This is a genomic window from Neisseria sp. P0021.S006, from assembly GCF_051956895.1.
The window spans coordinates 1-26,917 of sequence record NZ_JBQCWZ010000019.1 but is presented as its reverse complement, the minus strand read 5'-3'; the positions used below and the strand labels follow the sequence as shown (position 1 = coordinate 26,917).

The window sequence follows — 26,917 nt, the reverse complement described above, 5'->3', positions numbered from 1 at the left end:
GTAAATCACTCTTAATTGCATTGAAAACTCTGTTAAGTTTATTTAAAATCTCGAATAATTTTTATTTTGATTTTTAACAAACAAAGTTAAAGAGAAACGATGCAATGAAAACATTCACACTCGCCATTTTGCCTTTGGCGTTAATTAGTGCATTCTCACACGCAGCTGAAGAGAAAGCAGTTGAGCAGGCTGAAGTCGATACCGTTTACGTTACTGCCGAGAAGCAGTTGCAGCAATCGCTCGGCGTATCGCGTATTTCGAAAGACGACATTGACAAGCGTCCGGCCGTCAACGATATTTCCGAATTTGTCCGCACCATGCCGGGCGTCAACCTGACCGGCAATACAGCGACGGGTCAGCGTGGCAACAAACGCCAAATCGACTTGCGCGGTATGGGCCCTGAAAACACATTGATTCTGATTGACGGCAAGCCTGTGAACTCGCGCCAATCCGAGCGTATCAGTATGCGCGGCGAACGCAATACGCGCGGCGACAGCAACTGGGTGCCGGTTGAAGAAATTGAATCCATCACCGTTTTGCGCGGTCCGGCGGCAACGCGTTATGGCTCGGGTGCGATGGGCGGCGTGGTCAACATTGTCACCAAAAAAGTACCGAAAGAATTCAAAGGATCAGTGAACTATTACACTAACCAGCCGCAAGACAGCAAGGAAGGGGCAACCAACCGTGTCGGCTTCAACCTTGGCGGGCCGATTATCCAAGACGTATTGGGCTTCCGTATCTACGGCAATTTCAACAAAACCGATGCCGATTCCACAGACATTAACCGCGATTCTATCACCACTGTTACTACGAAAAACGGCCCGATACGGGAACGCGGACGTGTCGTTGTGCCTGCCGGACAAACCCGCACTGTTACCAACACCACCTATGGAGCGGCAGGGGTGGAAGGTGTGAAGAATAAAGACATAGCCGGCCGCCTACAATGGAAAATCAGTCCGTCACAAACCCTGATTTTAGACAGCAGCTACAGCCGTCAGGGCAATATCTACAACGGCGATTCGCAAAATTCCAATGCTGCCAATACACGGACCGTCATTACAGATACTGCCACAGGCGTGGTGATTTCCGACACCGATTCGACCCTGCGCGAAATTTACCGGAGCGGCATTAAGGAAACCGCTCGCCTCTACCGTTCCTCCTACGCCCTGACCCATGACGGCGCGTGGGACTGGGGCGACACCAAAAACGTATTGAGCTACGAACGCACCACCAACAGCCACCTGCCCGAAGGTTTGGCAGGCGGGCCTGAGGGCAGCTATGTCGGCACGGAATACGTCCAAAGCCGTCTGAAAAACCTGCGTTTCAGCAGCGAGGCCAACATACCGTTCAAACTCGGCGTAGAAAACGTACTGACCGTCGGTGCGGAATTTACCGACAGCAAACTGGACGATCCCTCATCCAACCGCCAAGGCTTTACCGACCAAGGCCAAACATCGACCTTCCCGGGCGTTTCCGCCATACGTGGCGGCAAAACATCGCAGCAGAACAAGGCAATCTATGTCGAAGACAATATTTCGCTGACCCCGTCCACCAAACTGATACCGTCCCTGCGCTACGACCACAACAGCAAAAGCGGCGGCAACTGGAGTCCCGCGCTCAACTTCTCCCAGCAGATCGGCGCAAACTGGCTGGTCAAAGGCGGCATCGCGCGCGCCTACAAAGCCCCCAACCTGTACCAAAGCAACCCCGAATTCATCCTGTACACGCGCGGTAACGGCTGCCCCGTGGAATTGGGCAGCGACCCACACTGCTACTTTATGGGCAATGCCAACCTAAAACCCGAAACCAGCGTCAATAAGGAAATCGGCATCGAATTCGAAAAAAACGGCTGGCAGGCCTCGGCAACCTACTTCCACAATGCCTACCGCAACAAAATCATCACCGGCACGGAAATCATAGCCCGCAGCAGCACCAGCTCAGGCATCCTCTACCAATGGGACAACTCACCGAGGGCGACTGTTTCCGGCCTGGAGGGCAACCTCGTCATCCCCCTGCACAACACGCTGAAATGGAGCAACAACTTCACCTACATGCAGAAATCGGAAGACTACAAAGGCAACCCCCTGTCGCTGATTCCGAAGTTCACTATCAACAGCACGCTGGCCTGGACGCCGAACGAACGCTTTGACGCCAACCTGACCTTCACCCAATACGGCCGCACCAAACCGCGTTCGGTCGCCATCAACAACATCGAACAAAGCGGCAGCGGCGGCAGCGGAGAAACCCTGGCTTCAGCCCGCAACCAAACCGTTTTGGGCGGATACAGCATCTGGGGCATCAACGCCGGTTACAACTGGAACAAACGCGTGGCCGTGCGCGGCGGCATCAGCAATCTGTTCGACAAAAAACTGTACCGCACCGGCAACGGCGCGCAGACCTACAACGAGCATGGCCGTGCCTTCTACGGCAGTTTGAAAGTATCGTTTTAAGTAGAAGCGTATTAAATCAGGCCGTCTGAAACGGTGTGAAATGAAATCTAGGATTTCTGACACATGGTTTCAGACGGCCTTCTGATTTTAAATTTAGAAGTATTTGTTGTTACGGAATTTGCTTCTCTTTTTGGAAAAGTAAAAGGGCGGTTTTGCCGCCCTGAGAATACAAACTACTTATTCGACCCAAGTCACCATTTCATCAATCGGCTTGCGTGATTTTTTAGTGATTTCTTTGGCGCGATAGCCGAATGTTGCCGCTACGGATACGCCCCATTCGTTGGCATCAAACAGGCCTTCTGCTGCCAATACTTCGTTCATTTTGTCGTAGTTGAAGCCTTCGATTGGGCAGGAATCGATGCCGATGGCCGCTGCACCTGTAAGCATATTGGCCAAAGCAATATAGGTCTGCTTGCCGCTCCAGTCAAAGAGTGCGCGTTGGTCGTCGGCAATTTTAATGTCGGTTTCTTGGAAGCTTTTGTATCTTGCCAATGCTTTTTCCAGTTGCTCTCCTTGCAGGCCCCTGCGTTCGGCAACACTGCGGAAGAACGGGGTATCGTAACGGGCATTTTTCTTGGCAAGGATAATCACCAGATGGCTGCAGTCATCCAGTTGCGATTGCATCCCCCAGCTGAAAGGCTTGATTTTCTCACACAGGGCTTTGTTTTGAATCACCAAGAATTTCCATGGCTCGGAGCCGACGGAGCTTGGGGAGAGGCGGGCAAATTCTAGAATCGCTGCAAAATCTTCTTGGCTGATTTTTTTGTTGGGATCGTAATAACGGGTGGAGCAGCGATTTTCGAATACTTGCAGCATTTGTTCGCGTGTAATTTGATTCATCTGGTTTTCCTAATAAATGAAGATGTTATTCCAATATCCGGTTCCTTTTGAGGCATCATTACCGGCATAACCTTAAGGAGGAAACAGGCTGGGGCAACACCATGTTAAATCAAACCTGACGGTCAGGCTATCTTTTAATTCTGAATTTCGCAAAAAAAATTCGATAAATATCAATATCAATACGAAAAGGCCGTCTGAAACTTTAAACGTTAAAGTTTCAGACGGCCTTTGATTTCAAATCCTAATTACAGATGAGGATTAATCAGGTTTTCTGGAGAGAGGATGCGGTTGAGCTCTTCTTCGCTCAACAGGCCGCGCTCCAGTACGACTTCGCGCACGCCTTTGCCGGTTTGGGCGCAGATTTTTCCGACCAAGTCGCCATTGCGGTGGCCGATGTATGGGTTCAGATAAGTGACCAAACCGATGGAGTTGAAGACGTAGTGTTCGCAGATTTCGCGGTTGACCGTAATGCCTTTGACGCATTTGTCGGACAGGTTGACCGCGGCATTGCCCAAGAGGGAAATAGTTTCAAACATACATTGGGCGATGACCGGCTCCATAACGTTCAGCTGCAACTGACCTGCTTCGGCTGCGAAAGTGATGGTGGTGTCGTTGCCGATGACTTTGAAGCAGACTTGGTTGACGACTTCGGGAATCACGGGATTGACTTTGGCAGGCATAATGGAAGAACCGGCCTGCAATTCAGGCAGGTTGATTTCTTTCAAACCAGCGCGCGGACCGGAAGAGAGCAGGCGCAAGTCGTTACAGATTTTAGACAGTTTGACGGCTGTGCGTTTCAATGCGCCGTGTACCATCACATATGCGCCGCAGTCGGAGGTCGCTTCGATCAGGTTTTCAGTCAGTTTGCAAGGCAGGCCGCTGACTTCGGAGAGTTTCTCAACAACCAAAGCCGCATAGCCTTTAGGCGTATTCACGCCGGTACCGATGGCTGTGGCGCCGAGGTTGACTTCAAGCAGTAGGGAGCGGGTACGGTCGAGGTTGAGGATTTCTTCTTCCAACAACACTTGGAAAGATTGAAACTCTTGTCCGGCAGTCATCGGCACGGCATCTTGAAGCTGGGTGCGGCCCATTTTCAAAACATCTTTAAACTCTTCGGCTTTTGCGGCAAAAGAGTTTTTCAAGATGGCCAGTTTGTCGAGCAATTCGCCGATGCTGTAATACACGGCAAGGCGGAAGCCGGTAGGGTAGGCGTCGTTGGTGGATTGGCTGGCGTTAACATGGTCCATCGGATTGACGATGTCGTAGTGGCCTTTTTCGTGACCCAAGACTTCTAATGCGAGGTTGGCAATGACTTCGTTGGTATTCATGTTGACCGAAGTACCGGCGCCGCCTTGATAAACGTCGGACGGGAATTGGTCGAGGCAGCGGCCTTTGACCAATACTTCATCGCAGGCTTTTTCGATGGCGGCCGCGATTTCCGGCTTGATGGCACCCAATGCGCCGTTGGCTTGCGCGGTGGCTTTTTTAACCATGACCATGCTGCGGACAAATTGCGGTACGTCGGAAATTTTTTGCGTGGAAATTTTAAAGTTTTCAATGGCGCGCAAAGTATGGATGCCCCAATATACTTCAGCAGGGATCTCGCGGTCGCCCAATAAATCGTGTTCGATTCGTACAGTCATTTCTCTTACCTTCTCGTATAGTTGTGTTGGTGTGCGTTATGCGTTTGGAACATTAGCCCAGTTTGGCAAGATTGTCCAGTCGGTAAGGCTTAATCGTCAGGGTGAAGGCGCGCTGCTTCGCGTTCCTTGGCAACCGTATCTTTGTCTTTCAGCTTCGCACCCAGGCCCAACATTTTTTCATATTCGGATTGTGGCGTTCCGTCATCCTGCATACCGAACGCGCTGGCGTTGACCCAGAGGGCGAGCAGGGAAACGATAATGGCGAAAAAGCTGACGATATACCAAAACATTTTTTTCTTCCTTGTGTGTCTGCGTGTGCAGATTGTTGTGGTTTGTAAAGATGTGAATGTAGCACAAACGCGGTTGGGTTTAAATTCTTCTCCCGCATCCTTTCATTGATTTACCTGTAATTGTTTAGAAAGGAAAAGGCCGTCTGAAAAGTAAGACTTTTCAGACGGCCTTGGGGGCTTTGTCGGGAAGATTAGCCGCCGCATGCGCCGCAGCAACCGCCTTCGCCATGACCGCCGCGTTTTTCTTCGTTGTTGATAACGGGCAGCTCGGTTTCTTCGGTTTGCTCTTTTTTATCTTCAGGCAAATCGTTTACTTTGATTTTGTTTTCTTCGGCCATGATACATCCTTTCAATGGATTGAGGAGTGGAAAGATTCATAAAGATAGCATCTTTAAACGAATAAACCAAGCAGCACAAAACTGCCTTGTGATAATGCCATGACTTGGAACAATAAATTTGCTTGTAAAAGCGTTAAGGCCGTCTGAAAAAATCCAAAGAGGAGTGTTGGTTTTATGGTTTGAAATGGCAGCAGAAAGATTTAAGAATGCTTGATTTGAAGGGATAAACTGACATTGATTTCAAAAAACAATACAATGTTATCATCATCTGGAAACAGCCAATTTATCGGAGCATATATGTATTCACACCACAGCGAACGCCATTTCAGCGACCGCAACAACTGGCTTCGGGCAAGCGTATTGGGTGCCAATGACGGCCTGATTTCCACTGCCTCGCTGTTGACGGGCGTAGCCGCTGCCGCGCCTGATTTCCAAACCCTGCTGTTGACGGGCGTTTCGGCGCTTATCGGGGGCGCAGTATCAATGGCGGCGGGGGAGTACGTTTCTGTGTCCAGCCAATCGGATACGGAAAAAGCCGATTTACACAAAGAGCGTTTTGAGTTGGCAAATAATCCTGATGCGGAGTTGGAAGAGCTGACGGAAATTTACCGCCTCCGCGGTTTGTCCGATGCGCTTGCCGCAGAGGTGGCCAAAGCCTTGATGGAACACGATGCGCTCGCCGCCCACGCGCGTGACGAAATCGGCATTACCGAAGCTTCTTCCGCCCGTCCCATGCAGGCTGCGCTGGCTTCTGCCGCTTCATTTTGTGCCGGCGCGATTTTGCCGTTACTGGTCGCATTGACAGCTTCTAGCGCCATTGTTCCGGCCTTGGCAGTTTCCACTTTGTGCGGACTGGCAGGACTAGGCTATGTCTCCGCCAAACTCGGTGGCGCGCCTGTTGTTCCCGCCGTTTTGCGCGTGTGCCTATGGGGCGTTGCGGCATTGGTGATAACCGGATTTATTGGAAAACTGGCCGGCGTGGCCGTCTGAATGTAAGGGCTTATATTCTTTTAAACCTGTATCCAGTAAAATTGAAAATCTATTTGATCGCTAAAGGCCGTCTGAAAATTTTTCAGACGGCCTATGGTGCTTGTATTTACTTACTTACAAACTGTTTTGTCATGACCTATCCGATTCCCAAACCTCGTGAAAAATCCCGTTGGCTCAATCTGTCTCAAGGCTCGCTGCCCTTGGCTTTGGCGCGTTATCTGCCGCATAAGCAGCTCAAGGTTGTCTTGACCCAAGATGCGGAACAGGCGCTACGCCTTCAGACGGCCTGGCTGTTTTTCCGTCCGCACGATACGGCGGTATTCCTGCCGGACTGGGAAACGCTGCCTTACGAGCGTTTTTCACCGCATCAGGATTTGGTGTCGGAGCGCTTGTCAGCATTGTGGCAGATTAAAAGCGGCACTGCGGATGTGTTGTTCGTACCGGTTGCCACGGCGATGCAGAAGCTGCCACCCGTGCCGTTTCTGGCAGGGCGTACGTTTTGGCTGAAAACAGGGCAGACTTTGGATATAGGCCGTCTGAAAAGTGATTTGGTGGATGCAGGTTATAACCATGTTTCCCATGTTGTCGCGGCAGGCGAGTTTGCCGTGCGCGGCGGTATAGTCGATTTGTTCCCGATGGGCAGCGAAATACCGTACCGCATCGATTTGTTTGACGATGAAATCGACAGCATTAAAACCTTCGATACTGAAACGCAACGCACCATTTCCCCCGTTTCCGAAATCCGCCTGCTACCGGCGCACGAGTTTCCCACCGACAGCGAGGCGCAAAAGATTTTCCGCAGCCGCTTTCGTGAGGAAGTCGATGGCAATCCGAACGATGCCGCTGTGTACAAAGCCGTCAGCAACGGCCACTTCGGCGCGGGCGTGGAATATTATCTGCCGCTGTTTTTTGAAAACGAGCTGGAAACGCTGTTTGACTATATCGGCGAAGATGCGCTGTTTGTCTCTTTGGGCGATGTTCATGCCGAGGCAAACCGTTTTTGGAGCGACGTCAAATCGCGTTACGCCATGGCACAGGGCGATGAAACATATCCGCCTTTGCTTCCACAGCATTTGTATCTCTCTTCTGATGTCTTTGCAGGCCATCTGAAAAACTACGGACAAGTGCTGCCCGATGTTTCCGGCAAGGAACACACCCTGCCCGACCTTGCCGTCAACCGCCAATCCGACGAGCCGTTGCAGGCATTGAAGGATTTTCAGACGGCCTTTGAAGGACGGATTTTGCTGTGTGCCGAAAGTCTGGGACGGCGCGAAACCATGCTCGGTTTCTTGCAGCAAAACGGCTTAAAAGTCAAAAGTGTATCCGACTGGCAGGGCTTTTTGTCGGCACATGAGCCGCTGATGATTACAGTGGCGCCGTTGGCTTACGGGTTTAAATTAGAAGATCAAAACATCGCGGTCATTACCGAATCCGATCTTTATCAATATGTTGCCCGCTCACGCAAACATCATCGTAAGAAACACGCCGCCGTTTCAGACGGCCTGTTGCGCGACCTTGCCGAAATCAATATCGGCGATCCTGTTGTACACGAAGAACACGGCATCGGGCGCTATATGGGCTTGGTCACAATGGACTTGGGCGATGAAACCAACGAAATGATGTTGCTCGAATACGCGGGCGAAGCGCAGCTTTATGTGCCTGTTTCGCAGCTGCATTTAATCAGCCGCTACTCCGGTCAGGCGCATGAAAACGTTACTTTGCACAAGCTCGGCAGCGGCGCGTGGAACAAAGCAAAACGCAAAGCTGCCGAAAAAGCGCGCGATACCGCCGCCGAGTTGCTCAATCTCTACGCCCAACGCGCTGCCCAATCGGGATACAAGTTTGAAATCAACGAGATGGACTATCAGGCGTTTGCCGACGGTTTCGGCTATGAAGAAACCGAAGACCAGGCCGCCGCCATTGCCGCCGTGATTAAAGATTTGACGCAGGCGAAACCTATGGATCGCCTCGTGTGCGGCGATGTCGGCTTCGGCAAAACCGAGGTCGCCCTGCGCGCCGCGTTTGTGGCGGTAATGGGCGGCAAACAGGTCGCCGTACTTGCCCCGACCACGCTTCTGGTCGAGCAGCACGCGCAAAACTTCGCCGACCGCTTCGCCGATTTCCCCGTGAAAGTCGCCAGCCTTTCGCGTTTCAACAACAGCAAAGCCACCAAAGCCGCGCTGGAAGGCATGGCGGACGGTACGGTCGATATCGTTATCGGCACGCACAAATTGGTGCAGGACGACATCAAATTCAAAAATTTAGGTTTAGTGATTATCGATGAAGAACACCGCTTCGGCGTGCGCCAAAAAGAGCAGCTCAAACGCCTGCGCGCCAATGTCGATATCCTCACCATGACCGCCACGCCAATTCCGCGCACCCTCAGCATGGCGCTCGAAGGTCTGCGCGACTTCTCGCTGATTACCACCGCACCCAGCCGCCGCCTCGCCGTCAAAACCTTTGTCAAACCCTTCAGCGAAGGCAGCGTGCGCGAAGCCGTGTTGCGCGAACTCAAACGCGGAGGACAAGTGTTTTTCCTGCACAACGAAGTGGATACCATCGAAAACATGCGCGAGCGGCTGGAAACCCTGCTACCCGAAGCCCGCATCGGCGTGGCGCACGGACAACTGCGCGAGCGCGAGCTGGAGCAAGTCATGCGCGACTTTTTGCAGCAAAGATTCAACGTGTTACTCTGTTCCACCATCATCGAAACCGGTATCGACATCCCCAACGCCAACACCATCATCATCAACCGCGCCGATAAATTCGGGCTGGCGCAACTGCATCAGCTTCGCGGGCGCGTCGGCCGCAGCCATCACCAAGCCTACGCCTACCTGCTCACGCCCGAATACATCACCAAAGACGCAGAAAAACGCCTCGACGCCATCGCGGCGGCAGACGAACTCGGCGCAGGTTTCACCCTCGCCATGCAGGATTTGGAAATCCGCGGCGCCGGCGAAATCCTCGGCGAAGGGCAGTCCGGCGAAATGATACAGGTCGGCTTCACACTCTATACCGAAATGCTCAAACAAGCCGTGCGCGACCTCAAAAAAGGCCGCCAGCCCGACCTCGACGCGCCGCTGGGCATCACCACCGAAATCAAACTGCACAGCCCCGCCCTGCTGCCCGAAAGCTACTGCCCCGACATCCACGAACGGCTCGTCCTCTACAAACGCCTTGCCGTCTGCGAAACCGTGCAGCAAATCAACGCCATACACGAAGAACTCGTCGACCGCTTCGGCCTGCCCGAACAACCCGTCAAAACCCTCATCGAAAGCCACCACTTACGGCTTGCGGCAAAAGAATTAGGCATTGATGCCATTGATGCGACCAGCGAAGCGGTAACGGTAACCTTTGGTAAAAATAACAATGTCGATCCAACCGAAATCATCCTGCTGATTCAAAAAGATAAAAAATACCGCCTTGCCGGAGCCGATAAGCTGCGATTTACCGCAGAGATGGAAAATATCGAAGTGCGGATTAATACGGTGAAGAACGTATTGAAGACTTTGAAAGACAGGGTGATAGCAAAGTAGAGGCTAGTGAAAAAAGGTCGTCTGAAATGATTTTTCAGCTTTCAGACGACCCTTTATAAAGACGATATGGAATATAAAAGCAATTAATCTTGTCAAATCTTTTAACCGCGTGCGTCCCAAACGTTCACTATAAATAGACTTCATGTAGGCTATGACTTGCTTAAACGCTCCGTCATCGCAATTTATTGTTATTTCAACGATAATATCGGGTTACAATCTAACATTTAGATTAAATTTATTCAGACAAACAATTATTTGGAGACAATAAAATGCTAGATGAAAAAAATAAGCTAATTTTTCAAACTTGTTTATTGCTGGTTCGTCATATTACAAATTTAGTTGAACACGAAAAGAGTACAGGAGTACGAATAGGTTACCATAGCCGAATATTCGATTCTTTATTACACCCACAAGAGTATTTTATTTCTTTAGGGAAATCAGAAAAATTATTAGATGGGGTTCAGGGTCGTATTGAGCACGTTGTCCCTTGTGCGTATATAGTTGAAAAGCTTGAAGAGTTAATTAAGGAGCAAAAATATACACAAGAAGAATTGGCGCATGCATTACAGAAAAATTGGAAGGTGGCACATATTACGAAAGAAGAAGCAAAGTTTATGGACTTCAATTTAAAACTCAAATCCACCATGCCAAAAGATTGGGATTTTATGACAGGAAGGCCTGAAATTAGATTGGAAGCAGCAGGAATCAGATTAGTCCCTAACAATCCACATTAAACAACACACGCTCATATTTACGTTGTTTATTTCAAGTGGCACACGATAGCAAGCCATAGCCTGCATTAAACCTGTAGGCAGGGTGTGTGCGGTACGCACGCGAGCTTTAAGTGTAAATATAGAAGCAGTATAAAAAGGTCATCTGAAAATAAATACAATAAAGGCCGTCTGAAAAATTTTCAGACGGCCTTCCTATTCCGGCAATATTTCAAGATTTTTCTGCGCAGAAAAAGGAATACAGCAACTGTATCATCTTGGTTACCCTCGGGTCGGCAATGTAATATTGCCGTTCCCGATGGTTCACTTCAAACGATACCAAACCGGCTTCACGCAGTAGGGCTAATTGGCTGGACATTGCCGCTTGTGGCAGTCCGGATGATTCAGCCAACTCGGTTACATTGTGCGGCCTTTCATGTAGTTTGCACAATACGGCGAGGCGGTTGGGATTGGCCAGTAGTTTGAGAAAAGCGGTGGCTTCTTCGTAGGGTGGTTGATTGTCGGCAGTGGTCATTTTTCACGCTTGTCGGCAAATGAGGAGGTCGAATTATCAGTCATAATAGTCTTAGCAGCAACTTTCAGACGGCCTTTGCTTAATGATTCCATGGCATTTTGGCCAGCAGGCGTGCCATGCCGCAGAATCCGGTTAACCCCGCCGTTAACAGGCCTGCACCGACCATTACGTCTATCAGATAAAACCAAGGCGATACCAGCCAACCTGCCAGCACGCCCAACAGAATCAAACTGCCCGCAATGGTTTGCACCTGCCGCATGATGTCCGGTGCGGCACGGTCGGCAACAGTAGGAAGCCCTGCAGCCTTCCATGCCTGTAAGCCGCCTTCTAGAATATAGCATTCTCGACCTTGGCCAAGCACTGACAATATTGTTTCTGCCCGTGTTGTACGTTTGCCGCTCAGGCAATAAAAAATCAGGCATGGGGCTGTATCATCGGGCAGTTTGTCTCGCTGCTGTTCAGGCGGAAGGGATAATGCACCGCCAATATGCCTGCCCCGATATTCGGCTTGGCTTCGGATATCGACTGCCAACGCGTCCTCACGGATTTTTGCCGTAGCTTCGGAAGGCGTGATTCGCGGGAGTTGTCCGACCGTACTCATGTTTTGTCTTCGTTATTTTTTGTTGATGCGGCAGGTGTTGATGCCCAATAAGCTGTACAGTGCGCAGTTGCCAATCAGTGCTGTGCCCAGAGGGACGATGCCCAGCCAACCCCACCAGCCAATTTGTCCGGTAGCGGCTGCAGCAATCAGCGCTACGCCGATAACAATACGGATTACGCGATCCAAAGTACCCAAGTTTCGTTTCATTTTATTGCTCCTTGTTTCAGAATGAATTGTCTATCAATAAATATATATAACAAAAATCATATATGAGAAATATTATAGCTTTAAAGATGACTTTGTCAAATGGTTTACAGTAAAAGTGTAATGAATATTTGGATTGTATTTTTAAACTCCAACGTCATGGTTAAATGTAAAAATACAGCCTTATATTTTCAGACGGCACTGGAGATGATCTATATAATATTTTATTTATATTGGAAGAATTGGTAGTCAGTTTTCAGAAGGAATCAAATCATGACCGATTTGGAAAAGAAGCCCAATGGAGAAGATTTGAAGACTGGATAATCCGTTGTGTAACTAGAAAGGGAGAGGAGATACTTTAAAATCAAATTGTCTACGAATTATAAAAGGCCGTCTGAAAACTGAATTTCAGACGGCCTTTGGTTTCTTTATAACGTCGTTCGTATCATCAGAAACGATAGTTCACGCCCAAGGCAAACTCGCGGCCGCGTTCGTAGAAGGGCATGCGTCCGTTGCCGTCAGGGAAGCGTTGGCTGTGCGAACGGTATTGCTTGTTGCCGATGTTGTTGACGGCGAAGTTGACGTTCAGGTTGTCTTTTTTCAGCGGCTGCCAGTTGGCGTAGATGTCGTGTACGCCGTAGCCTGATTTCTTGCCGTGTATCGTGCCTTGTCCGCGGGCGACGTCGGTGTATTTCACGCTTTGGGCGTAGCGGCCGCGCCAGCCGATTTCGAGTTTGGGGTTTTCAAACTGATAAGACAGACCGGTCAGCCATTGGCGGCCGGTGTTCCAGAAGGTGAACGAGCTTTCGTGGTCTTCCGCTTGAATCGGGCTTTCGCCGTAGTACATTTCGCCGTTCAGACGGGGTTTGACGTAGGACACGCCGGCGCGCGCGGTCAGACCGCCCCAGCGGTAGGATGCGTCAAGTTCGTAGCCGTAGGTTTTGAGCGTGCCGCCGTTGTAAATCTTGCCGCGTTCGGTGATGGAGGCGGTGTTGTTGTTGATTTTTGCCCAACGGTAGACGATGAGGTCTTTGATGCGTTGGTGGAACACGCTGCCGCTGACGTTGAAGTTATCGTTGCGCCATTTGAAGCCGAGTTCGGCACGGCGGGCGGTTTCGGCTTTGAGGTTGCTGTCCAAATCGGCGGCGGCGCCTGCGCGTTCGTTAGCCAACAGGGCTTCGTTCAGGCGGGGCGCGCGGCTTGCCTGATTGAGGTTTGCCAAGAGCGAGAAGTTGTCGTTGATGTCCCAAATCGCGCCGATGCTGGGGTTGAGCTGGCCGTGGGACGCGCTTTGTCTGCTGGCGGCGTTGTATTTGAAATGGTCGTAACGCAGGCCGGTGGTCAGGGTAACGGGGTGCAGGTTCCAGATACCTTCCGCGTACACGCCGTATTCGGATTTCTTCTCTTTGTCGCGGTCATACAGGCCGAGAATCTTCAGCCACGCGCCTTTGTCGGACGGCTCGGAGGTTTCGTGGCGGTAGTTGACGCCGTATTTCACCATGTGTCCGTCGCCGAAAGAGCTGGCGAGGTTCAGATTCGCGCCGGTTGCTTTGATTTTGCTTAACTCAAGCTGGCCAATGGGAACGCCGCCTTGCGCCGTGCCGGAAGCTTGGGCTTTTGGAGAAGGAGCGCCTTTAGGCGGTTTGGTGTCGTCGGTGTTGATTTGGAAGACATTGGCGTCGATTTTGTCGATGAAGCCGACGTTGCGGCCACGGTATTCCAGATTGTAGGTCTGCTCTTTTTGATAAGTGCCGTCCACGCCGACGTAGCTGTCAACGTTTTGGAACTCGGCTTTATCGGTGCGGTTGCCTTTTTGGTATTCCTGACGGTAGGTCAGGCGGATGCCGTGGTCGTCGTTGAAGTCGTAGCCGATTTTGGCGAGGTAGCTGTGCTGTTTCAGACGACTGCCGTGGTTGACATTGCCGTTGCCGTCTTTGTAGTCGCGGTTGTTGAGGAAGTTGCCTGCAAACAGGGCATCGAAGCCGTTTTGATAGCCGTAAACCGCCGCGTTGCCGGTTGAGCCTTTATTGCTGCTCAAGCCCGCGCCGAGTTTGAAACCGAAAGGTTTGCCGTCGGTCAGCAGGTCTTTCGCGTCAACCGTCGTCACGCGGATGGTACCGCCGACCGCGCCCAAGCCCGCGCTCGCCGCGCCCGTGCCTTTTTCGACGTTGATGCTTTTCACCAAAGCAGGGTCAAGCTGGAAGCGGCTTTGGTGGTGGAAAATTTTGGTGGATTGGCTGGTGCCGTCCACTTCCAGATTAATTTTGTCCTCGCCGACGCCGCGGATGCTGTAAAACTGCGCCACGCCGTTGCCACCGCCGACATCCATACCGATTTGGTCTTTCATGACTTGTTTCAAATCGGTCGAAGTCTCGCGGTCAAGCTGGTTGCGGGTAACGCGGGTCGGTACGGCGGTACCGGTAACCTTAATTTCATTCAGTTCGGCAGTTTCTGCGGGGTGCGTATTTTCGGCATGGGCGAAGCCTGTTGATAGTGCGAGTGTAATGAGACTAAGGCGGAATACAGGAAAAGAGGTTTTATTCATGATTTTTCCCAAGGAATAAAAAATTGACCGCTTATTCTAATTATTTTAATAATGATTATCAAACTACAAATAAATGTAAAAGAACATATTAGTCTCATTTTGATTTGTAGTTTGAATATTTTTATAAATATCAATCGGTTTATTTATGGTTAAATTTTGTAAAACTATTTTAAGAGAAAATATAGTGAGGCTTACTTTTTTGAAACTGAAGAAAAGGGATGAGTTGAATATTTATCGATGATCAATATTGTGTATAGGTGTTTTAAAAGGCCGTCTGAACAGTGCTTTCAGACGGCCTCACTACTTCTTTTTTACAGCAAAGGACTCATCAGGCGGACGGCATTTTCTACGAGGCCGCGGAGTTTGGAGCGTTGTTGCCATGATTTGATGGCAATGTAGCTGCTGTTTTTGAGGTAGTCACGTTGGAGGTTGCAGATTTGTTTGGTGGTGTCGCGATCGTAGATGGCGAGGCTGATTTCTAGGTTGAGGAAGAAACTGCGCATGTCCATGTTGACCGTACCGAAGAGGGAGTAGTCTTCGTCAATAGTCATGGTTTTGGCATGTAGAAGACCACCTTCAAACATGGCGATTTTGACGCCGGCTTCCAGCAGCATAGGGTAGTAGGCGCGTGAGGCGTAGCGTACCATCAGTGAATCGACTTTGGCGGGCAGTATCAGGGTTACTTTGACGCCGCGTTTGGCGGCGACGGTTAATGCCATGAGAAGCGGCTCGTCAGGGACGAAGTAGGGGGTGGTAATTGTGATTTGTTTGGTAGCGGCATAGATGGCGCTGATGATGGTTTCGTAGATGACGAAGCTGCTTTGCTCGGGGGCGGAGGGAATGATTTGGGCAACAATATTGCCTTGCTGCATTTTTTCGGGAAGGATTTGGGGCAGCAGGTTTTTTGCTTGGTTGAGGTATGTTTGTACGTTTTGGAGGTTTTTATCGGTTTCGACGGCAAGGTCGGCGAAGAAGACGGCTGACAGCTCCAGTACCATAGGCCCTGTGCAACGCATCATGGCATCTATCCATTCGCCGACGCCTGAGTTTTGTTTGAAGTAGCGCGGATCGACGAGGTTGAAGCTGCCGGTGTAACCGATTTTGCTGTCGATAACGAGGATTTTACGGTGGTTGCGCAGGTCGGTGCGCGTGAATAACGTACGCCAAATGCCGACAGGCAATGAGGTATGTACTTCAACGCCTGCTTGGCGCAGTATCTCTACCCAATCGCTTTCAAGAAAGCTCCTGCTGCCGACGGCATCGGCCAATATGGAGCAGTCTACGCCTCTGGCTTTGGCGGCAAGGATTTCATTTAGAATTTCTTCGATGCGGCCTTTGGGTTCGATAATGTAAAAGGCCAACAGGCAGGAATGGGCTGCGGCGCGTATGTCGGCAAGCATGCTGTCGATGATTGCATCGGTGGTCGAGAGCAGGCTCATGGCGTTGCCTTTGGTTGCGCCCAGCCCCGTTCCTTTTTCGGCAACTTTACTGATGCCGTGGTAACGTGATTTGACTTGGTCGGCAATGTCGAGATAGATATCGGCTAGATGGGTGGCGGCAAAGTTGCGGTAGAAGCGGTTCATTTCGCCGGTACGTTTGGCGCGGGCTGTGCCGAGACGAGGCTCGCCGATAAGGATGTAGGCGATGGTTCCGAATACGGGGAAAAGGAATAGGATAATCAGCCAGGCGAAGGTTGAGCCGATGTTTTTTTGTTTATACAACACGCGCAGCATGCAGACGAGTGCGGCGCAGGTGTGGGCGAAGATGAAAATTTCGGTCCAGGTGATGTCTTTTAAAAAATTCATATTCGGTAGCGGGAGTGGATGTGTTTTAAGTTTGAAGGTGTCAGCTGATAAGCTTCAGATATTAAGTATATAGAAAAACCGTCTGAAAACAAATTTACACGATAATTGTGTTTTTGTTTTCAGACGGCCTTTGCGTTGTTTCCATTAACGGTGATACTGACGGGACAGTTCGTGTACGGTATCGACCAAAATTTTGGCGTGTTCCGGGTCGGCGTGTTGATTGATGCCGTGTCCGAGGTTAAATACATGGCCGCTGCCGTTGCCGTAGTCGGCAAGGATGCGTGCGACTTCGGTGCGGATAGATTCCGGTGTGCCGAAGAGGGCAAACGGGTCGAAGTTGCCTTGCAGGGCAACTTGTTCGCCGACGCGACGGCGTGCTTCGCCGATGTTGTATGTCCAGTCCAAGCCCAATGCATCTGCACCGATTTCTGCCATGCTTTCCAGCCATAAGCCGCCGCCTTTGGCAAATACGATAACAGGCACGCGGCGACCTTCGCTTTCGCGTTTGAGTCCGGCAACGATTTGTCGGATGTATTTCAGGCTAAACTCTTTAAACGCTGCATCGCTCAACACGCCGCCCCAAGTGTCGAAAATTTGTACGGCTTGTGCGCCGGCATCGATTTGGGCGTTGAGATAAGCGGTAACGGCTTGGGCATTGGTGTCGAGGATTTTATGCAGCAAATCAGGACGCGAATACATCATGGTTTTAATGGTGCGGAATTCTTTGCTGCTGCCGCCTTCAACCATGTAGCAGGCGAGTGTGAACGGGCTGCCGGAGAAGCCGATGAGCGGAACTCGGCCGTCCAGTGCTTTACGGATGGAAGTTACGGCATCAAAGACGTATTGCAGTTTTTCCATGTCGGGAACTTGCAGTTTTGCAATGTCGGCTTCGTGTTGCAAGGCGCGTTCAAATTTCGGGCCTTCGCCTTCGGCAAAATACAGGCCCAAACCCATGGCATCGGGAACGGTCAGAATATCGGAAAACAGAATTGCTGCGTCCAGATCAAAACGTTCTAAAGGCTGGATGGTAACTTCGGTTGCCAGCTCGGTGTTTTTGCACAAATCGAGAAAGCTGCCTGCGCGTGCGCGTGTGGCTTTGTATTCAGGCAGATAGCGTCCAGCTTGGCGCATCATCCAGATGGGAGTGTATTCGACAGGTTGTTTGAGCAGGGCGCGGAGGAAAGTGTCGTTTTTCAGAGCAGTCATGATAAATAGGCTTTCTGATTTGGTATGTTGGACAAAGTTCAGACGGCCTTAGATATGTATAGAGGCTGTCTGAAATGATTAAATGGTTGGTTTTGTTGTAGATTTCATATTGTCGCTTAATGCGAAATCAGCACATCAATTTGGTTGAGGAAGGGCTGCCGGATGTTCTTCTTCGGCCACGCTTTCCAAAACTAGATTGCGTTGTTCTTGCGCTTTTTGCGGTTGATCGGTTTCATCAAACACGCGAGCCAAGACCAAATGTGCGGATACGCTGGGTTGCAGGGCGATACTGGCTTCGAGGTAGCCCTGGGCTTTGCCCCAAAGTTTTCGGCCGTAGGCCAGTTGGCCAAGATACATCAACAGCAGTGCATTGTCGGGTTGTTCCTGTAACCAAGAGTCTGCTAAGTCGATGGCTTTTTGTTGCTCGCGCTCGCTTAGGAAACGCACGGATTCGACAAATGCCTCCAAAAGCTCGGGCTGGCGGGTTTGCAGATAATGGGTTTTAACCCATTTGACTGCATCGGCATACAAACCCAAACGCTCGTATTTTTCGGCAATCGCGACGCACAATTCGCCAGACTTCACACTTTCGGGAATCTGTTTCAAACAGGCTTTCAGACGGCCTGCATCGGTTACTTCGCTCAAGAGGCGGCGATATGCCCAGTTTTGATACTGTTCGGCTTCGTAATCGTTGATGGCGCCGGCTTTGACCAGTTTTTCCGCTTTTGCCAAGACATCTGAAGCATCGCCGTGATCAAAGGCATAACGTAATTGCAGACGCACCAAGCGGCTCAAGTTGCCGTTGATTTTTGCTGCGGCTTCAAGGTTTTGTGCGGCAGTCGGATAATCGCGGCGGCTCAGTGCAGATTCGGCCAGCAAAAGATGACGGGAAAGCTGTTGTTTTTGTGGCAGGTGTTCGATTTCGTGTAGGTAGCGGTCGCGCAATTCGAAGTTTTCCATTTGGTCGGCTGCGTGCGCGCCCAACATCAAAGCCAGGGTGCGGTTGTCGCCGGCTTCTTTGTTTTGCAAGACTTTGGCAGCTTCTTGTTCGGCTTTTTCAAAACGACCTTCAAAATATGCCAGACCTGCGCTGTTCAAAGAGGCAGAAGCCTGACGGCCTTTGCGGGCAATGCCGAAGCGTTGCATACGCGCCGGAAGGTTCAAGAGGCCGAACACGAATTTAACCAGGAAATACAAAACGAATACGCTCAATAGCAGGCCTAAAACAAAGGCATGCAGATTGATACGTAGCATGGTTTGCTCAACCACGACATACACGTTACCTGTATAAATGCCGGAAGCCAACGCTAAACCAACGGCGGCTGCAAACAGAATGACAATCCAAACGACGGTTTTCATGCTTGCTCTCCTTTAATTTTGGCAGCAGGCTTGGTTTGGTTTTGTGGTTTGGCAGCTTCAGCGGCCGGTTCTTTTTTGTTTTCAGACGGCAAAGCAGGTGCTTCCAGAGATTGAGGTGCAGAAGCGGCAGTGGGTGCAGCAGTTGTGGCTTGTTCGGTAGCTGCAGCCGGAGCGGAAGCGGTTTTCTCGGTAGCTTGGGTTTGTGCAGCTTCTTCGGTCGTCATTTGTGTACGCGAACCTTCTTGATAAGCGCGAACGGCGCTCAAGCTGGCTTTCAAGCTGTCGTCTGAGATCATGCGGACATCAAGGGCTTTGAGTTCGGCCAACTCTTTCAACCATGACTGGGTAGCAGGGGATTTGCTGTCGAAGTATTGTTTTACAGTTGCTTCAACGTTGTTCAAATCGCTTTGATACACTTCGCCGTTGTGTTGCAACAGGGCAATGCGCGCATCCAAAAGGCGCAGGCGCAGGTTTTCACGGATGAAGTAGGTTTGATCGGGTGAAATCAACATGGCGTCGTTGCTGTCCAGATGACGGACTTCAACCAAGCCTTTGAGGGCATTGAGGGATTTTTCCCATGTGTTTTCCCACCAAGTTCCTGAATTGGCGGCTTCGACAGGCGCGGCACCTGGTTTCAATACGCCGTCCAAAACCAAAGGCAGGCCTGAAATACCGGTTTCCAAACGGTCGATACGCAAGGCAGTGGCGGAAATATCGACATAAGGACGGTTTTTCAGCGCGGCCAAATCATTGCTGATGGCTTGCTTGATGGGGATAAGCTCAGGCTGTTCAAAACGGCTTAAGCGGCTGTCGATGTGTTCCAATACGCTGACCGCGCCTTGAAGGTTGCCTGACAGCATCAATTGTTGCGAAGCAGTGTTCAACATGGATTCGGCTTCGTCGACCAACCAGTTGATACGACCTTTGAGTAACTCTTGATAAGCTTTCTGCGTTTGCAGGATTTGATCGCTATTGTTTTTTTGACCGTTGTTCAGGCGGTCTAACTCGGCCTGAATAGCGGTTTGGCGGTTGAGGTTGTCTTTTAAAAGGCTGGCGTTTTCAGATTCGCCCAATGCGGCTTTGTCGATTTTTTGGTTGAATTCGAGCTCTTGGTTTTTTAAAACATTTTGACCCTGTACAAACAGGAATCCGCTCGCGCCCAAGCTAAGCAGTGCCAAGACGGTTGCACCTGCAGCCAAGGCTTTGCCGCCAGATTGTTTGATGATAACAGGGGCGTTGTTTTGTGGGAGATTGTTGGACTCGGTCATGCTCGCCTCCACTCGCTGAGGTTGGGTAGGTTTGATTTGTTCAGAAGGCCTGGTGTTTTCAGAACGTTCAGGCGCCGGAGCTGCCGTATTGGCAACTTGTTGGGTATCTTTATTGTCTTCGACTGGGTTCACTGCTTGGCTCCTTTGTGGCATGGATAAAAGTGCAGCGGATAAAGAAGTGACGGTTTCTACATGTTTGGCGCCGACGATGCGAAGCGCATCGGCAATACGCGGATGGTGGGTGAAGTATAGCAAGGATTCGAAGAATCGGGAAAATTGCGGCGGAATCTGATGGAAAAATTCGCGCGCGAGCTCGCCGGATGTGACGTAGGCGGCGGCGATGTCTTCGGTTTTAAAGTTCTGCCAATCGATGGCGTGTGGCCGTCTGAAATAGATTTCGGCGATGTCGATTTGGAAACCCAGTTCGGTCAGTTTATCTGCTAAAAAATCACGGCCTCCATGGCCTCGAATGATTAGAACTCGGGCGTTGGGTGGCAGGTTTTTCCAAATAGGCATTCTCAAGACGGCTTCGCTGTCGTTGCCGTCTTCGGGAGAGAATACGGGATAGGGGGAGAATTGCGCCAAAGTATGTTGGCTGGTTTGGCCGACGGTAATGTGTGCTTTAGGGCCGTCTGAAAAGTTCAGATGCGGCGCTGCGGTTTCAATAGCGGTGGGGCTGACCCAAAACACGACATCGGCTTGCTTAAATTGTTCGGGAAGTTTGTTTAGTGCCGAACGGTCTGCCTCTATTTCGATCGGACTCAATACTTGAGCCTGCCAACCAGCTGCATGGCAGGTTTGGATATCTTGCTGTGGACGGTTGGACGGACGGATGATGAGTAGAGTAGGCATAATGTGGGATAAATTATTAAGGTTTAGGCCGTCTGAAAGAAGGGTTTCAGACGGCCTGCTGCCGGGGATACGTTATTGATCGACGAATGCGCGCTCAATCAGGTAGTCGCCGCGGACACCGGTTTTCGGAGAAACGGTCAGGCCGAATTCGTCCAAGACGTTGCAGGTGTCTTTCAACATAGCAGGGCTGCCGCACAACATGGCGCGGTCGTCTTGCGGATTGATTTTAGGCAGGCCGATGTCTTCGAAGAGTTTGCCGCTGCGCATTAAATCGGTCAGACGGCCATGGTGTACATAGTCTTCGCGTGAAACAATCGGATAGTAAATCAATTTTTCTTTAACCAAGTCGCCCAGGTATTCGTGTTCGGGTAATTCTTTGGTAAAGCGGTCGTAGTATGCCAAGTCTTTTTTGTAGCGTACGCCGTGAACCAAGATGATTTTTTCGAATTGCTCGTAAATTTCAGGGTCTTTGGTAATGCTCAAGAAAGGTGCGATGCCGGTACCGGTGCTCAAGAGGTAGAGGTGTTTGCCCGGATTCAGGTCGCCGGCAACCAATGTACCGGTCGGTTTTTTACTGATGAGGACATCATCACCGACTTTAAGGTGTTGCAGGCGGCTGGTCAATGGGCCGTCTTGTACTTTAATGCTGAAAAATTCCAGATGCTCTTCCCAGTTGGCAGAAGCCACGCTGTATGCGCGCATCAGCGGTTTGCCGTCAACCATCAGGCCGACCATGACGAACTGGCCGTTTTCAAAGCGCAAAGATTCGTCACGGGTGCAGGTGAAAGTGAAGTAAGCGTCGGTCCAGTGGTGTACGGACAAGACTTTCTGGGTGTTGAATGCTGCCATTGATATTTCCTGTCGGATAAGGCCGTCTGAAAAGGATAGGTCGGGGCGGCCAAGGTTAATAAAAAGAATGGAATATGCTGTTCAGCTACTTACTTGCCGGTTTGGCTGATTTTTCGCTGAGGCTGTGCAGGTCGGAATAGCGTCCGCCTGCGTTGATCAATTCATGATGAGTGCCTTGTTCGACTACATTGCCTTCATGCATCACAACGATGTTGTCGGCTTTTTCGATGGTCGAAAGTCGGTGGGCAATCACTAATGTGGTACGGTTTTGCATCAGGTTTTCCAATGCGGTTTGTACCAAACGTTCGGATTCATTATCCAATGCACTGGTGGCTTCGTCCAAAATCAAAATCGGTGCATTTTTCAAAAGCGCACGCGCAATGGCGAGGCGTTGACGTTGGCCGCCAGACAGTTTTAAACCGTTTTCGCCAACTTCAGTGTGCAGGCTTTGCGGCATTTTTTGGATAAATTCCCAAGCATTGGCGGCTTTTGCAGCATTGATAATTTCTTCTTCGCTGAAGTTACCGGCTTGAGCATAGGCAATGTTTTCAGCAATCGTACCATTAAACAGGACAACGTTCTGGCCGACGAAAGCCATGCGGCTGCGTAGGCTTTCGAGTGTATATTCATTGATGTTGATGCCGCTAATCAAAACCTTACCTTCATCCGGATTAAGGAAGCGCGGCAACATATTGGCCAAGGTGGTTTTGCCGCAGCCTGATGCGCCGACCAATGCGGTCACTTTGCCTTGCGGTACAAGCAGGTTGATGTGGTTCAAGCTGTTGCGTTCGGCTTCAGGATAGCGGTGTACAACGTCGCAAAATTCGATATCGCCAGGGTTTGGGCTGAGGATTTGTTTGCCTTCGTTGCTCTCTTCGGGTTGATCCAAAAAGGTGAAGACACTTTCAGCCGCCGCCAAACCGCGTTGAAGGGATTGCATCACGCCGGTCATGCGTTTGATGGGATCAAACATCATGATCATACTGGACAAAAACGACATAAAATCGCCTGCGCTGAAGCCGGAAAGCCCTGCTTGGCGTGCGGCTGCGTAAATAATCGCAGCCAGAGCAACCGAGGCCATTAATTGCGTAATGCCGGTACCGGCAGAGCTGGCGGAAACCTGTTTGAGCAGGTTGCGGCGAACATCATTGGCAATACGGTCGAAGCGGCGGTTTTCATAATCTTGACCGCCGTAGATTTTTACAACGCGTTCACCATTAATGCTTTCGCCCAAGACCTGCATCAGCTGGCCAAGATAAATTTGGTTGTTGGCAGACAGTTTGCGCAGGCGTTTGCTGACTGTTTGGATACATACAGCAACAACCGGCAAGATGATAAAAGTAATCAGGGTCAAACGCCAGTTCAGATAAGTCAGCAAGCCCAATAGGCCGACTACGCTCACGCCGTCTTTAGCAATCACGGTAATGACGTTAAACCCTGCATCGGTAATTTGATTGACGTCGTTCAAGATACGAGACATCAAACGGCCGCCGGTATTGCTGCTGAAATACGAAGTCGGCAGGTGCATCATTTTGTTGAACATTTCACCGCGCAAGCGCTGCACCAAGTGGCTGGACAGATACGTCGTGCAATATTCGTTGATGAAGTTAAACAGGCCGCGAACGAAAAACAGCGCCACAATTGCCAGCGGCAACCATGACATGCTTTTCATGTTTTTATCGACAAAACCTTCATTGATCAAAGGTTTGAGCAAGTAACCGAAAGCCGGCATCGTACCGGCGACAATCAGCATGGCCACTACGGAGACGATAAACATCTTCCAATAGCTTTTCAAATATCCAAGCAAGCGCTTGTATAGCTCCCAGTTGGATGTGGCTTGTGTTGTCTGCATATCAATCCAAATTTAGAGCAAACATGCAATTCTAAACGAAAATATCTGTCATTACAATGTTTGCAATTGAAAGTCAAAAGGAGTTGGTATTGTTTTAACACCTTGATTTTATATTAGGAACGACTGCGGCGTGGTGGGTTTGGCAATAATGTTACCCACTTCTCAAATATCGGTTGCGGCCGTCTGAAACTTTTTCAGACGGCCTGTGCAGTCGTCAAGGACGGCCGGTTAAGCCAGGGCTTCCTTAATGATGTCTTTCACTGCTGTTGCATTATTAGGGACAACACGGACACGTTGCGGCAGGTTTTCCAAGCCTTCCAATGCGGCCGGACGAGGGATGGAAACTTCGCCGACAGCCTCATGGATGGTGGCTTCAAATTTGGCGGCCAGTGCGGTTTCGAGGCAGACGATGGTTTCGCCGGCTTCGCGGACTTCACGCGCTACTTTGACACCATCAGCTGTATGCGGATCAATCAATTCACGGTCTTGCTCGTAAACCTGTTTGATGGTGGCAAGGCGGTTGGCATGGGTCGATTTGCCGGAAACAAAGCCATATTGTTGATGTACTTTGTTTAAGACAAATTCCAAATTGAAACCTTTGCCGGAACCTACTTCCGCCCATAAGGTTTTGATTTCGTCTGCATCGCGGTCCATCAGGTCAAACACAAAACGCTCGAAGTTGGAGGCTTTGGAAATATCCATAGACGGGCTGGAAGTAACGTGGGTGTGTTCGCTGTTGCGCGGGCGGTATGCACCGGTTTTGAAAAATTCGTCCAATACGTCGTTTTCGTTAGTGGCGACAATCAAGCGGTGGATGGGTAGGCCCATTTGACGGGCGATATGACCGGCGCAGACATTACCGAAGTTGCCGCTTGGTACGCAGAAGCTGACTTTTTCGTCATTGCTCGAAGTGGCGTTGAAATAACCGGCAAAGTAGTACACGACTTGGGCGACAATGCGGCCCCAGTTGATGGAGTTGACTGTGCCGATGTGGTATTTGGCTTTGAATTCGGCATCGTTTTGTACGGCTTTGACGATGTCTTGGCAGTCGTCAAACATACCTTCAACGGCGATATTGTGGATGTTGGCATCTTGCAAGCTGAACATTTGCGCGCGTTGGAATGCGCTCATTTTGCCTTCCGGAGACAGCATGAAGACATTGATGCCTTTTTTACCGCGCAGGGCATATTCGGCGGCAGAGCCGGTGTCGCCACTGGTGGCGCCTAAGATATTGAGTTCTTTGCCTTCTTTGTTCAATACATATTCAAACGCATTGCCCAAGAATTGCATGGCCATGTCTTTGAATGCCAAAGTCGGGCCGTTGGAGAGGGCTTGGATTTTGATGCCGTCTGAAAGTGTGCGCACCGGAGTGATGGCTTTGGTACCGAATACTTCTTCGGTGTAGGTACGGTTGATGATGTCGCGTAAATCATCAGCAGGGATGTCGGTAGCAAACAGGCTCATAACTTCAAACGCCAGCTCAGGATAGCTGAGTGTGCGCCATTGGTCTAAAGTAGCACGGTCGATTTGAGGGTATTGCTCAGGCAGCATCAAACCGCCGTCAGGAGCCAAACCCATCAATAAAACTTCGCTGAATTGCTTGCGTGCGGTCGCACCGCGGGTGCTGATGTATTTCATAGTTTCTTCTCTATGTATTTAAAATTCAAATAGAAAGTCAAAACGAATTCAGACGGCCTCGATATTAAAAAAGGCCGTCTGAACGATTATTTGTAGAGTCGTTTGAAGCAGGCGGTAACCGTTTTCGCAGTAACGGACGCAATGGCCTGATCGCGGGTTGCCGGGCTCAAGACTTGCATCATTTCGGTTGCAGTCAATTGGTTTGGTGCTTCTTCGCTGGCGCAGCCGCAGATTTTATTTTCCCATTCGGCTTGTTTTTCCGCACTCATGGCCAAAGCAATGACACGCCATTCGTTACGTTTGTTCAATTCGGTACGGCATTGGCTGTCTACCGCCATTTTCACTACGCTGCTGCCGATACCTGTACCGCTGCCCAAGCCGCCGAAAGATTCGCCGCCGGTAGCGCATGCACCCAATAAGAAAGCTGATGTAACAGCTGCCAAAAGAGTTTTTGAAGTCATGATGTTTCCTGTTAGCAAGGCCGTCTGAAACGCCCGAAGAGTTCTCAAAATAGCATGTATTATACCGTAATGCGGCCCGATATGTGAGTTTGCGAAACTGCCGTATAATGCTAGCGAGTTTTCTTTTTAATCAATCAGCACGAAAGCCGCTATGTCCGACCTTTTCGCCCGCCAACCCGAAGCCCCTTTAGCCGAACGCTTGCGCCCGCATTCTTTAGATGATGTCATCGGGCAGCAGCACTTAATCGGCGAAGGTAAACCTTTGCGCGTGGCGGTGGAAGGCGGGAAGCCGCATTCTATGTTGCTATGGGGGCCGCCGGGTGTAGGCAAAACCACGCTGGCACGGATTTTGGCGCAGAGTTTCAATGCCCAGTTTCTGCCGGTTTCCGCCGTATTTTCCGGCGTGAAAGACATACGCGAGGCAATCGAGAAAGCTGAAATTGCCTTGCAGCAAGGGCGCGCGACAATTTTGTTTGTTGACGAGGTACACCGCTTCAACAAAGCGCAGCAGGACGCATTTTTGCCTTATGTCGAAAGCGGCTTATTAACCTTTATCGGCGCCACCACGGAAAATCCGTCATTTGAAGTCAATCCGGCTTTACTTAGCAGGGCGCAGGTGTATGTCTTGCAATCCTTGTCTTCAGACGACCTGAAGAAGCTGATTACCAAAGTATTGGCTTTGCCTGAATACCAAGATTTCACGATTGAAGCAGATGCGCAAGAATTGCTTGTGAATACCGCCGATGGCGATGCGCGCAGATTGTTGAACTTGATCGAGCAGCTTTTACGCGCTGCTAATACACGTCGTCTGAAAACCCTGACCGCCGAATTTCTTGCCGACAGTTTGGGTGCGCAAATCCGTCGTTTTGATAAGGGTGGCGAGAGTTTCTACAATCAGATTTCCGCGCTGCACAAATCCGTGCGCGGTTCGCATCCTAACGCGGC

The 26,917-nt window shown here is 50.4% G+C and carries 21 protein-coding genes and 1 pseudogene; 5 read left to right on the top strand and 17 right to left on the bottom strand.

The genetic code is table 11. The features are described from left to right. Positions 1 to 104 precede the first annotated feature (104 nt). Positions 105 to 2,450 carry a FepA family TonB-dependent siderophore receptor gene (locus ACTHUM_RS05790; RefSeq protein ID WP_049336815.1) on the top strand — a complete coding sequence of 782 codons (2,346 nt, stop codon included), beginning with the start codon at positions 105 to 107 and terminating at the stop codon, positions 2,448 to 2,450. A gap of 177 nt (positions 2,451 to 2,627) precedes the next feature. On the opposite strand, the gene ACTHUM_RS05785 is transcribed toward ACTHUM_RS05790, so the two are convergent. From ACTHUM_RS05785 to ACTHUM_RS05770, 4 genes are all read right to left on the bottom strand, one after another. Continuing rightward, positions 2,628 to 3,290, bottom strand: a complete 663-nt coding sequence (locus ACTHUM_RS05785; RefSeq protein ID WP_070588404.1) for an NAD(P)H-dependent oxidoreductase — start codon at positions 3,288 to 3,290, stop codon at positions 2,628 to 2,630. 245 nt (positions 3,291 to 3,535) lie between these two features. Further along, positions 3,536 to 4,933, bottom strand: coding sequence for an aspartate ammonia-lyase (gene aspA / locus ACTHUM_RS05780; protein WP_049336813.1), 1,398 nt, complete (start codon positions 4,931 to 4,933; stop codon positions 3,536 to 3,538). An 89-nt stretch (positions 4,934 to 5,022) separates the two neighbouring features. Continuing rightward, entirely contained in the window at positions 5,023 to 5,223 is a 201-nt protein-coding gene (locus ACTHUM_RS05775) for a hypothetical protein (protein WP_004519993.1), read from the bottom strand. 191 nt (positions 5,224 to 5,414) lie between these two features. After that, positions 5,415 to 5,561 (bottom strand): hypothetical protein, encoded by a 147-nt coding sequence (locus ACTHUM_RS05770; RefSeq protein ID WP_049336812.1) that lies wholly within the window; start codon positions 5,559 to 5,561, stop codon positions 5,415 to 5,417. 297 nt (positions 5,562 to 5,858) lie between these two features. On the opposite strand from ACTHUM_RS05770, the gene ACTHUM_RS05765 reads away from it, so the two are divergent. The 3 genes from ACTHUM_RS05765 to ACTHUM_RS05755 all read left to right on the top strand — a co-directional run bounded on the left by ACTHUM_RS05765 (position 5,859) and on the right by ACTHUM_RS05755 (position 10,821). Beyond that, complete coding sequence (locus tag ACTHUM_RS05765) at positions 5,859 to 6,551, top strand: VIT1/CCC1 transporter family protein (protein ID WP_004519991.1); 693 nt, start codon at positions 5,859 to 5,861, stop codon at positions 6,549 to 6,551. A 131-nt stretch (positions 6,552 to 6,682) separates the two neighbouring features. Further along, positions 6,683 to 10,087: a transcription-repair coupling factor gene (mfd, locus tag ACTHUM_RS05760; RefSeq protein WP_049336826.1), complete on the top strand. Its 3,405-nt coding sequence runs from the start codon at positions 6,683 to 6,685 to the stop codon at positions 10,085 to 10,087. A 269-nt stretch (positions 10,088 to 10,356) separates the two neighbouring features. Continuing rightward, entirely contained in the window at positions 10,357 to 10,821 is a 465-nt protein-coding gene (locus ACTHUM_RS05755; protein ID WP_049336811.1) for a hypothetical protein, read from the top strand. 208 nt (positions 10,822 to 11,029) lie between these two features. Here the strand turns inward: ACTHUM_RS05755 and ACTHUM_RS05750 are convergent, their stop codons facing one another. From ACTHUM_RS05750 to ACTHUM_RS05690, 13 genes and pseudogenes are all read right to left on the bottom strand, one after another. Beyond that, complete coding sequence (locus tag ACTHUM_RS05750) at positions 11,030 to 11,332, bottom strand: ArsR/SmtB family transcription factor (protein ID WP_049336810.1); 303 nt, start codon at positions 11,330 to 11,332, stop codon at positions 11,030 to 11,032. Positions 11,333 to 11,411: 79 nt separating this feature from the next. Continuing rightward, complete coding sequence (locus ACTHUM_RS05745; RefSeq protein ID WP_440361124.1) at positions 11,412 to 11,933, bottom strand: rhodanese-like domain-containing protein; 522 nt, start codon at positions 11,931 to 11,933, stop codon at positions 11,412 to 11,414. A gap of 12 nt (positions 11,934 to 11,945) precedes the next feature. Next, positions 11,946 to 12,140: a YgaP family membrane protein gene (locus ACTHUM_RS05740; protein WP_003746314.1), complete on the bottom strand. Its 195-nt coding sequence runs from the start codon at positions 12,138 to 12,140 to the stop codon at positions 11,946 to 11,948. Positions 12,141 to 12,585: 445 nt separating this feature from the next. Beyond that, positions 12,586 to 14,682 carry a TonB-dependent receptor plug domain-containing protein gene (locus tag ACTHUM_RS05735; RefSeq protein WP_049344199.1) on the bottom strand — a complete coding sequence of 699 codons (2,097 nt, stop codon included), beginning with the start codon at positions 14,680 to 14,682 and terminating at the stop codon, positions 12,586 to 12,588. A 311-nt stretch (positions 14,683 to 14,993) separates the two neighbouring features. Beyond that, the gene (gene cls, locus ACTHUM_RS05730; RefSeq protein WP_070504698.1) at positions 14,994 to 16,487 is read right to left on the bottom strand and encodes a cardiolipin synthase; all 1,494 of its coding nucleotides are present in this window, start codon (positions 16,485 to 16,487) and stop codon (positions 14,994 to 14,996) included. A gap of 144 nt (positions 16,488 to 16,631) precedes the next feature. Continuing rightward, positions 16,632 to 17,693 (bottom strand): uroporphyrinogen decarboxylase, encoded by a 1,062-nt coding sequence (hemE, locus tag ACTHUM_RS05725; protein WP_070504695.1) that lies wholly within the window; start codon positions 17,691 to 17,693, stop codon positions 16,632 to 16,634. A gap of 135 nt (positions 17,694 to 17,828) precedes the next feature. Next, on the bottom strand, positions 17,829 to 19,052 hold the full coding sequence (locus ACTHUM_RS05720; RefSeq protein WP_070695663.1) for a heme biosynthesis protein HemY: 1,224 nt from the start codon (positions 19,050 to 19,052) through the stop codon (positions 17,829 to 17,831). Beyond that, positions 19,049 to 20,320: a uroporphyrinogen-III C-methyltransferase gene (locus tag ACTHUM_RS05715; RefSeq protein ID WP_224783372.1), complete on the bottom strand. Its 1,272-nt coding sequence runs from the start codon at positions 20,318 to 20,320 to the stop codon at positions 19,049 to 19,051. The genes ACTHUM_RS05720 and ACTHUM_RS05715 overlap by 4 nt, the downstream gene beginning before the upstream one ends. 213 nt (positions 20,321 to 20,533) lie before the next feature. Further along, positions 20,534 to 21,172 (bottom strand): annotated as a pseudogene (locus ACTHUM_RS05710) (uroporphyrinogen-III synthase); the annotation flags it as partial. Between the two features lie 72 nt (positions 21,173 to 21,244). After that, positions 21,245 to 22,021: a ferredoxin--NADP reductase gene (locus tag ACTHUM_RS05705; protein ID WP_003746329.1), complete on the bottom strand. Its 777-nt coding sequence runs from the start codon at positions 22,019 to 22,021 to the stop codon at positions 21,245 to 21,247. 85 nt (positions 22,022 to 22,106) lie between these two features. Beyond that, positions 22,107 to 23,873, bottom strand: coding sequence for a lipid A export permease/ATP-binding protein MsbA (gene msbA / locus ACTHUM_RS05700; protein WP_004519977.1), 1,767 nt, complete (start codon positions 23,871 to 23,873; stop codon positions 22,107 to 22,109). A 228-nt stretch (positions 23,874 to 24,101) separates the two neighbouring features. Next, positions 24,102 to 25,511, bottom strand: coding sequence for a threonine synthase (thrC, locus tag ACTHUM_RS05695; RefSeq protein WP_004519976.1), 1,410 nt, complete (start codon positions 25,509 to 25,511; stop codon positions 24,102 to 24,104). Positions 25,512 to 25,597: 86 nt separating this feature from the next. Further along, the gene (locus ACTHUM_RS05690; protein ID WP_004519975.1) at positions 25,598 to 25,972 is read right to left on the bottom strand and encodes a hypothetical protein; all 375 of its coding nucleotides are present in this window, start codon (positions 25,970 to 25,972) and stop codon (positions 25,598 to 25,600) included. A gap of 151 nt (positions 25,973 to 26,123) precedes the next feature. Between ACTHUM_RS05690 and ACTHUM_RS05685 the strand changes: the two genes are divergently transcribed. Then, positions 26,124 to 26,917: AAA family ATPase (locus ACTHUM_RS05685; protein ID WP_440402800.1), on the top strand; the 794-nt coding region annotated here is incomplete at its 3' end.

Excerpts from the sequence above, each read along its gene's own strand:
- ACTHUM_RS05790 (WP_049336815.1), top strand. The coding sequence starts at position 105 with ATGAAAACATTCACACTCGCCATTTTGCCTTTGGCGTTAATTAGTGCA.
- ACTHUM_RS05785 (WP_070588404.1), bottom strand. The coding sequence starts at position 3,290 with ATGAATCAAATTACACGCGAACAAATGCTGCAAGTATTCGAAAATCGC.
- aspA (WP_049336813.1), bottom strand. The coding sequence starts at position 4,933 with ATGACTGTACGAATCGAACACGATTTATTGGGCGACCGCGAGATCCCT.
- ACTHUM_RS05775 (WP_004519993.1), bottom strand. The coding sequence starts at position 5,223 with ATGTTTTGGTATATCGTCAGCTTTTTCGCCATTATCGTTTCCCTGCTC.
- ACTHUM_RS05770 (WP_049336812.1), bottom strand. The coding sequence starts at position 5,561 with ATGGCCGAAGAAAACAAAATCAAAGTAAACGATTTGCCTGAAGATAAA.
- ACTHUM_RS05765 (WP_004519991.1), top strand. The coding sequence starts at position 5,859 with ATGTATTCACACCACAGCGAACGCCATTTCAGCGACCGCAACAACTGG.
- mfd (WP_049336826.1), top strand. The coding sequence starts at position 6,683 with ATGACCTATCCGATTCCCAAACCTCGTGAAAAATCCCGTTGGCTCAAT.
- ACTHUM_RS05755 (WP_049336811.1), top strand. The coding sequence starts at position 10,357 with ATGCTAGATGAAAAAAATAAGCTAATTTTTCAAACTTGTTTATTGCTG.
- ACTHUM_RS05750 (WP_049336810.1), bottom strand. The coding sequence starts at position 11,332 with ATGACCACTGCCGACAATCAACCACCCTACGAAGAAGCCACCGCTTTT.
- ACTHUM_RS05745 (WP_440361124.1), bottom strand. The coding sequence starts at position 11,933 with ATGAGTACGGTCGGACAACTCCCGCGAATCACGCCTTCCGAAGCTACG.
- ACTHUM_RS05740 (WP_003746314.1), bottom strand. The coding sequence starts at position 12,140 with ATGAAACGAAACTTGGGTACTTTGGATCGCGTAATCCGTATTGTTATC.
- ACTHUM_RS05735 (WP_049344199.1), bottom strand. The coding sequence starts at position 14,682 with ATGAATAAAACCTCTTTTCCTGTATTCCGCCTTAGTCTCATTACACTC.
- cls (WP_070504698.1), bottom strand. The coding sequence starts at position 16,487 with ATGAATTTTTTAAAAGACATCACCTGGACCGAAATTTTCATCTTCGCC.
- hemE (WP_070504695.1), bottom strand. The coding sequence starts at position 17,693 with ATGACTGCTCTGAAAAACGACACTTTCCTCCGCGCCCTGCTCAAACAA.
- ACTHUM_RS05720 (WP_070695663.1), bottom strand. The coding sequence starts at position 19,052 with ATGAAAACCGTCGTTTGGATTGTCATTCTGTTTGCAGCCGCCGTTGGT.
- ACTHUM_RS05715 (WP_224783372.1), bottom strand. The coding sequence starts at position 20,320 with ATGACCGAGTCCAACAATCTCCCACAAAACAACGCCCCTGTTATCATC.
- ACTHUM_RS05705 (WP_003746329.1), bottom strand. The coding sequence starts at position 22,021 with ATGGCAGCATTCAACACCCAGAAAGTCTTGTCCGTACACCACTGGACC.
- msbA (WP_004519977.1), bottom strand. The coding sequence starts at position 23,873 with ATGCAGACAACACAAGCCACATCCAACTGGGAGCTATACAAGCGCTTG.
- thrC (WP_004519976.1), bottom strand. The coding sequence starts at position 25,511 with ATGAAATACATCAGCACCCGCGGTGCGACCGCACGCAAGCAATTCAGC.
- ACTHUM_RS05690 (WP_004519975.1), bottom strand. The coding sequence starts at position 25,972 with ATGACTTCAAAAACTCTTTTGGCAGCTGTTACATCAGCTTTCTTATTG.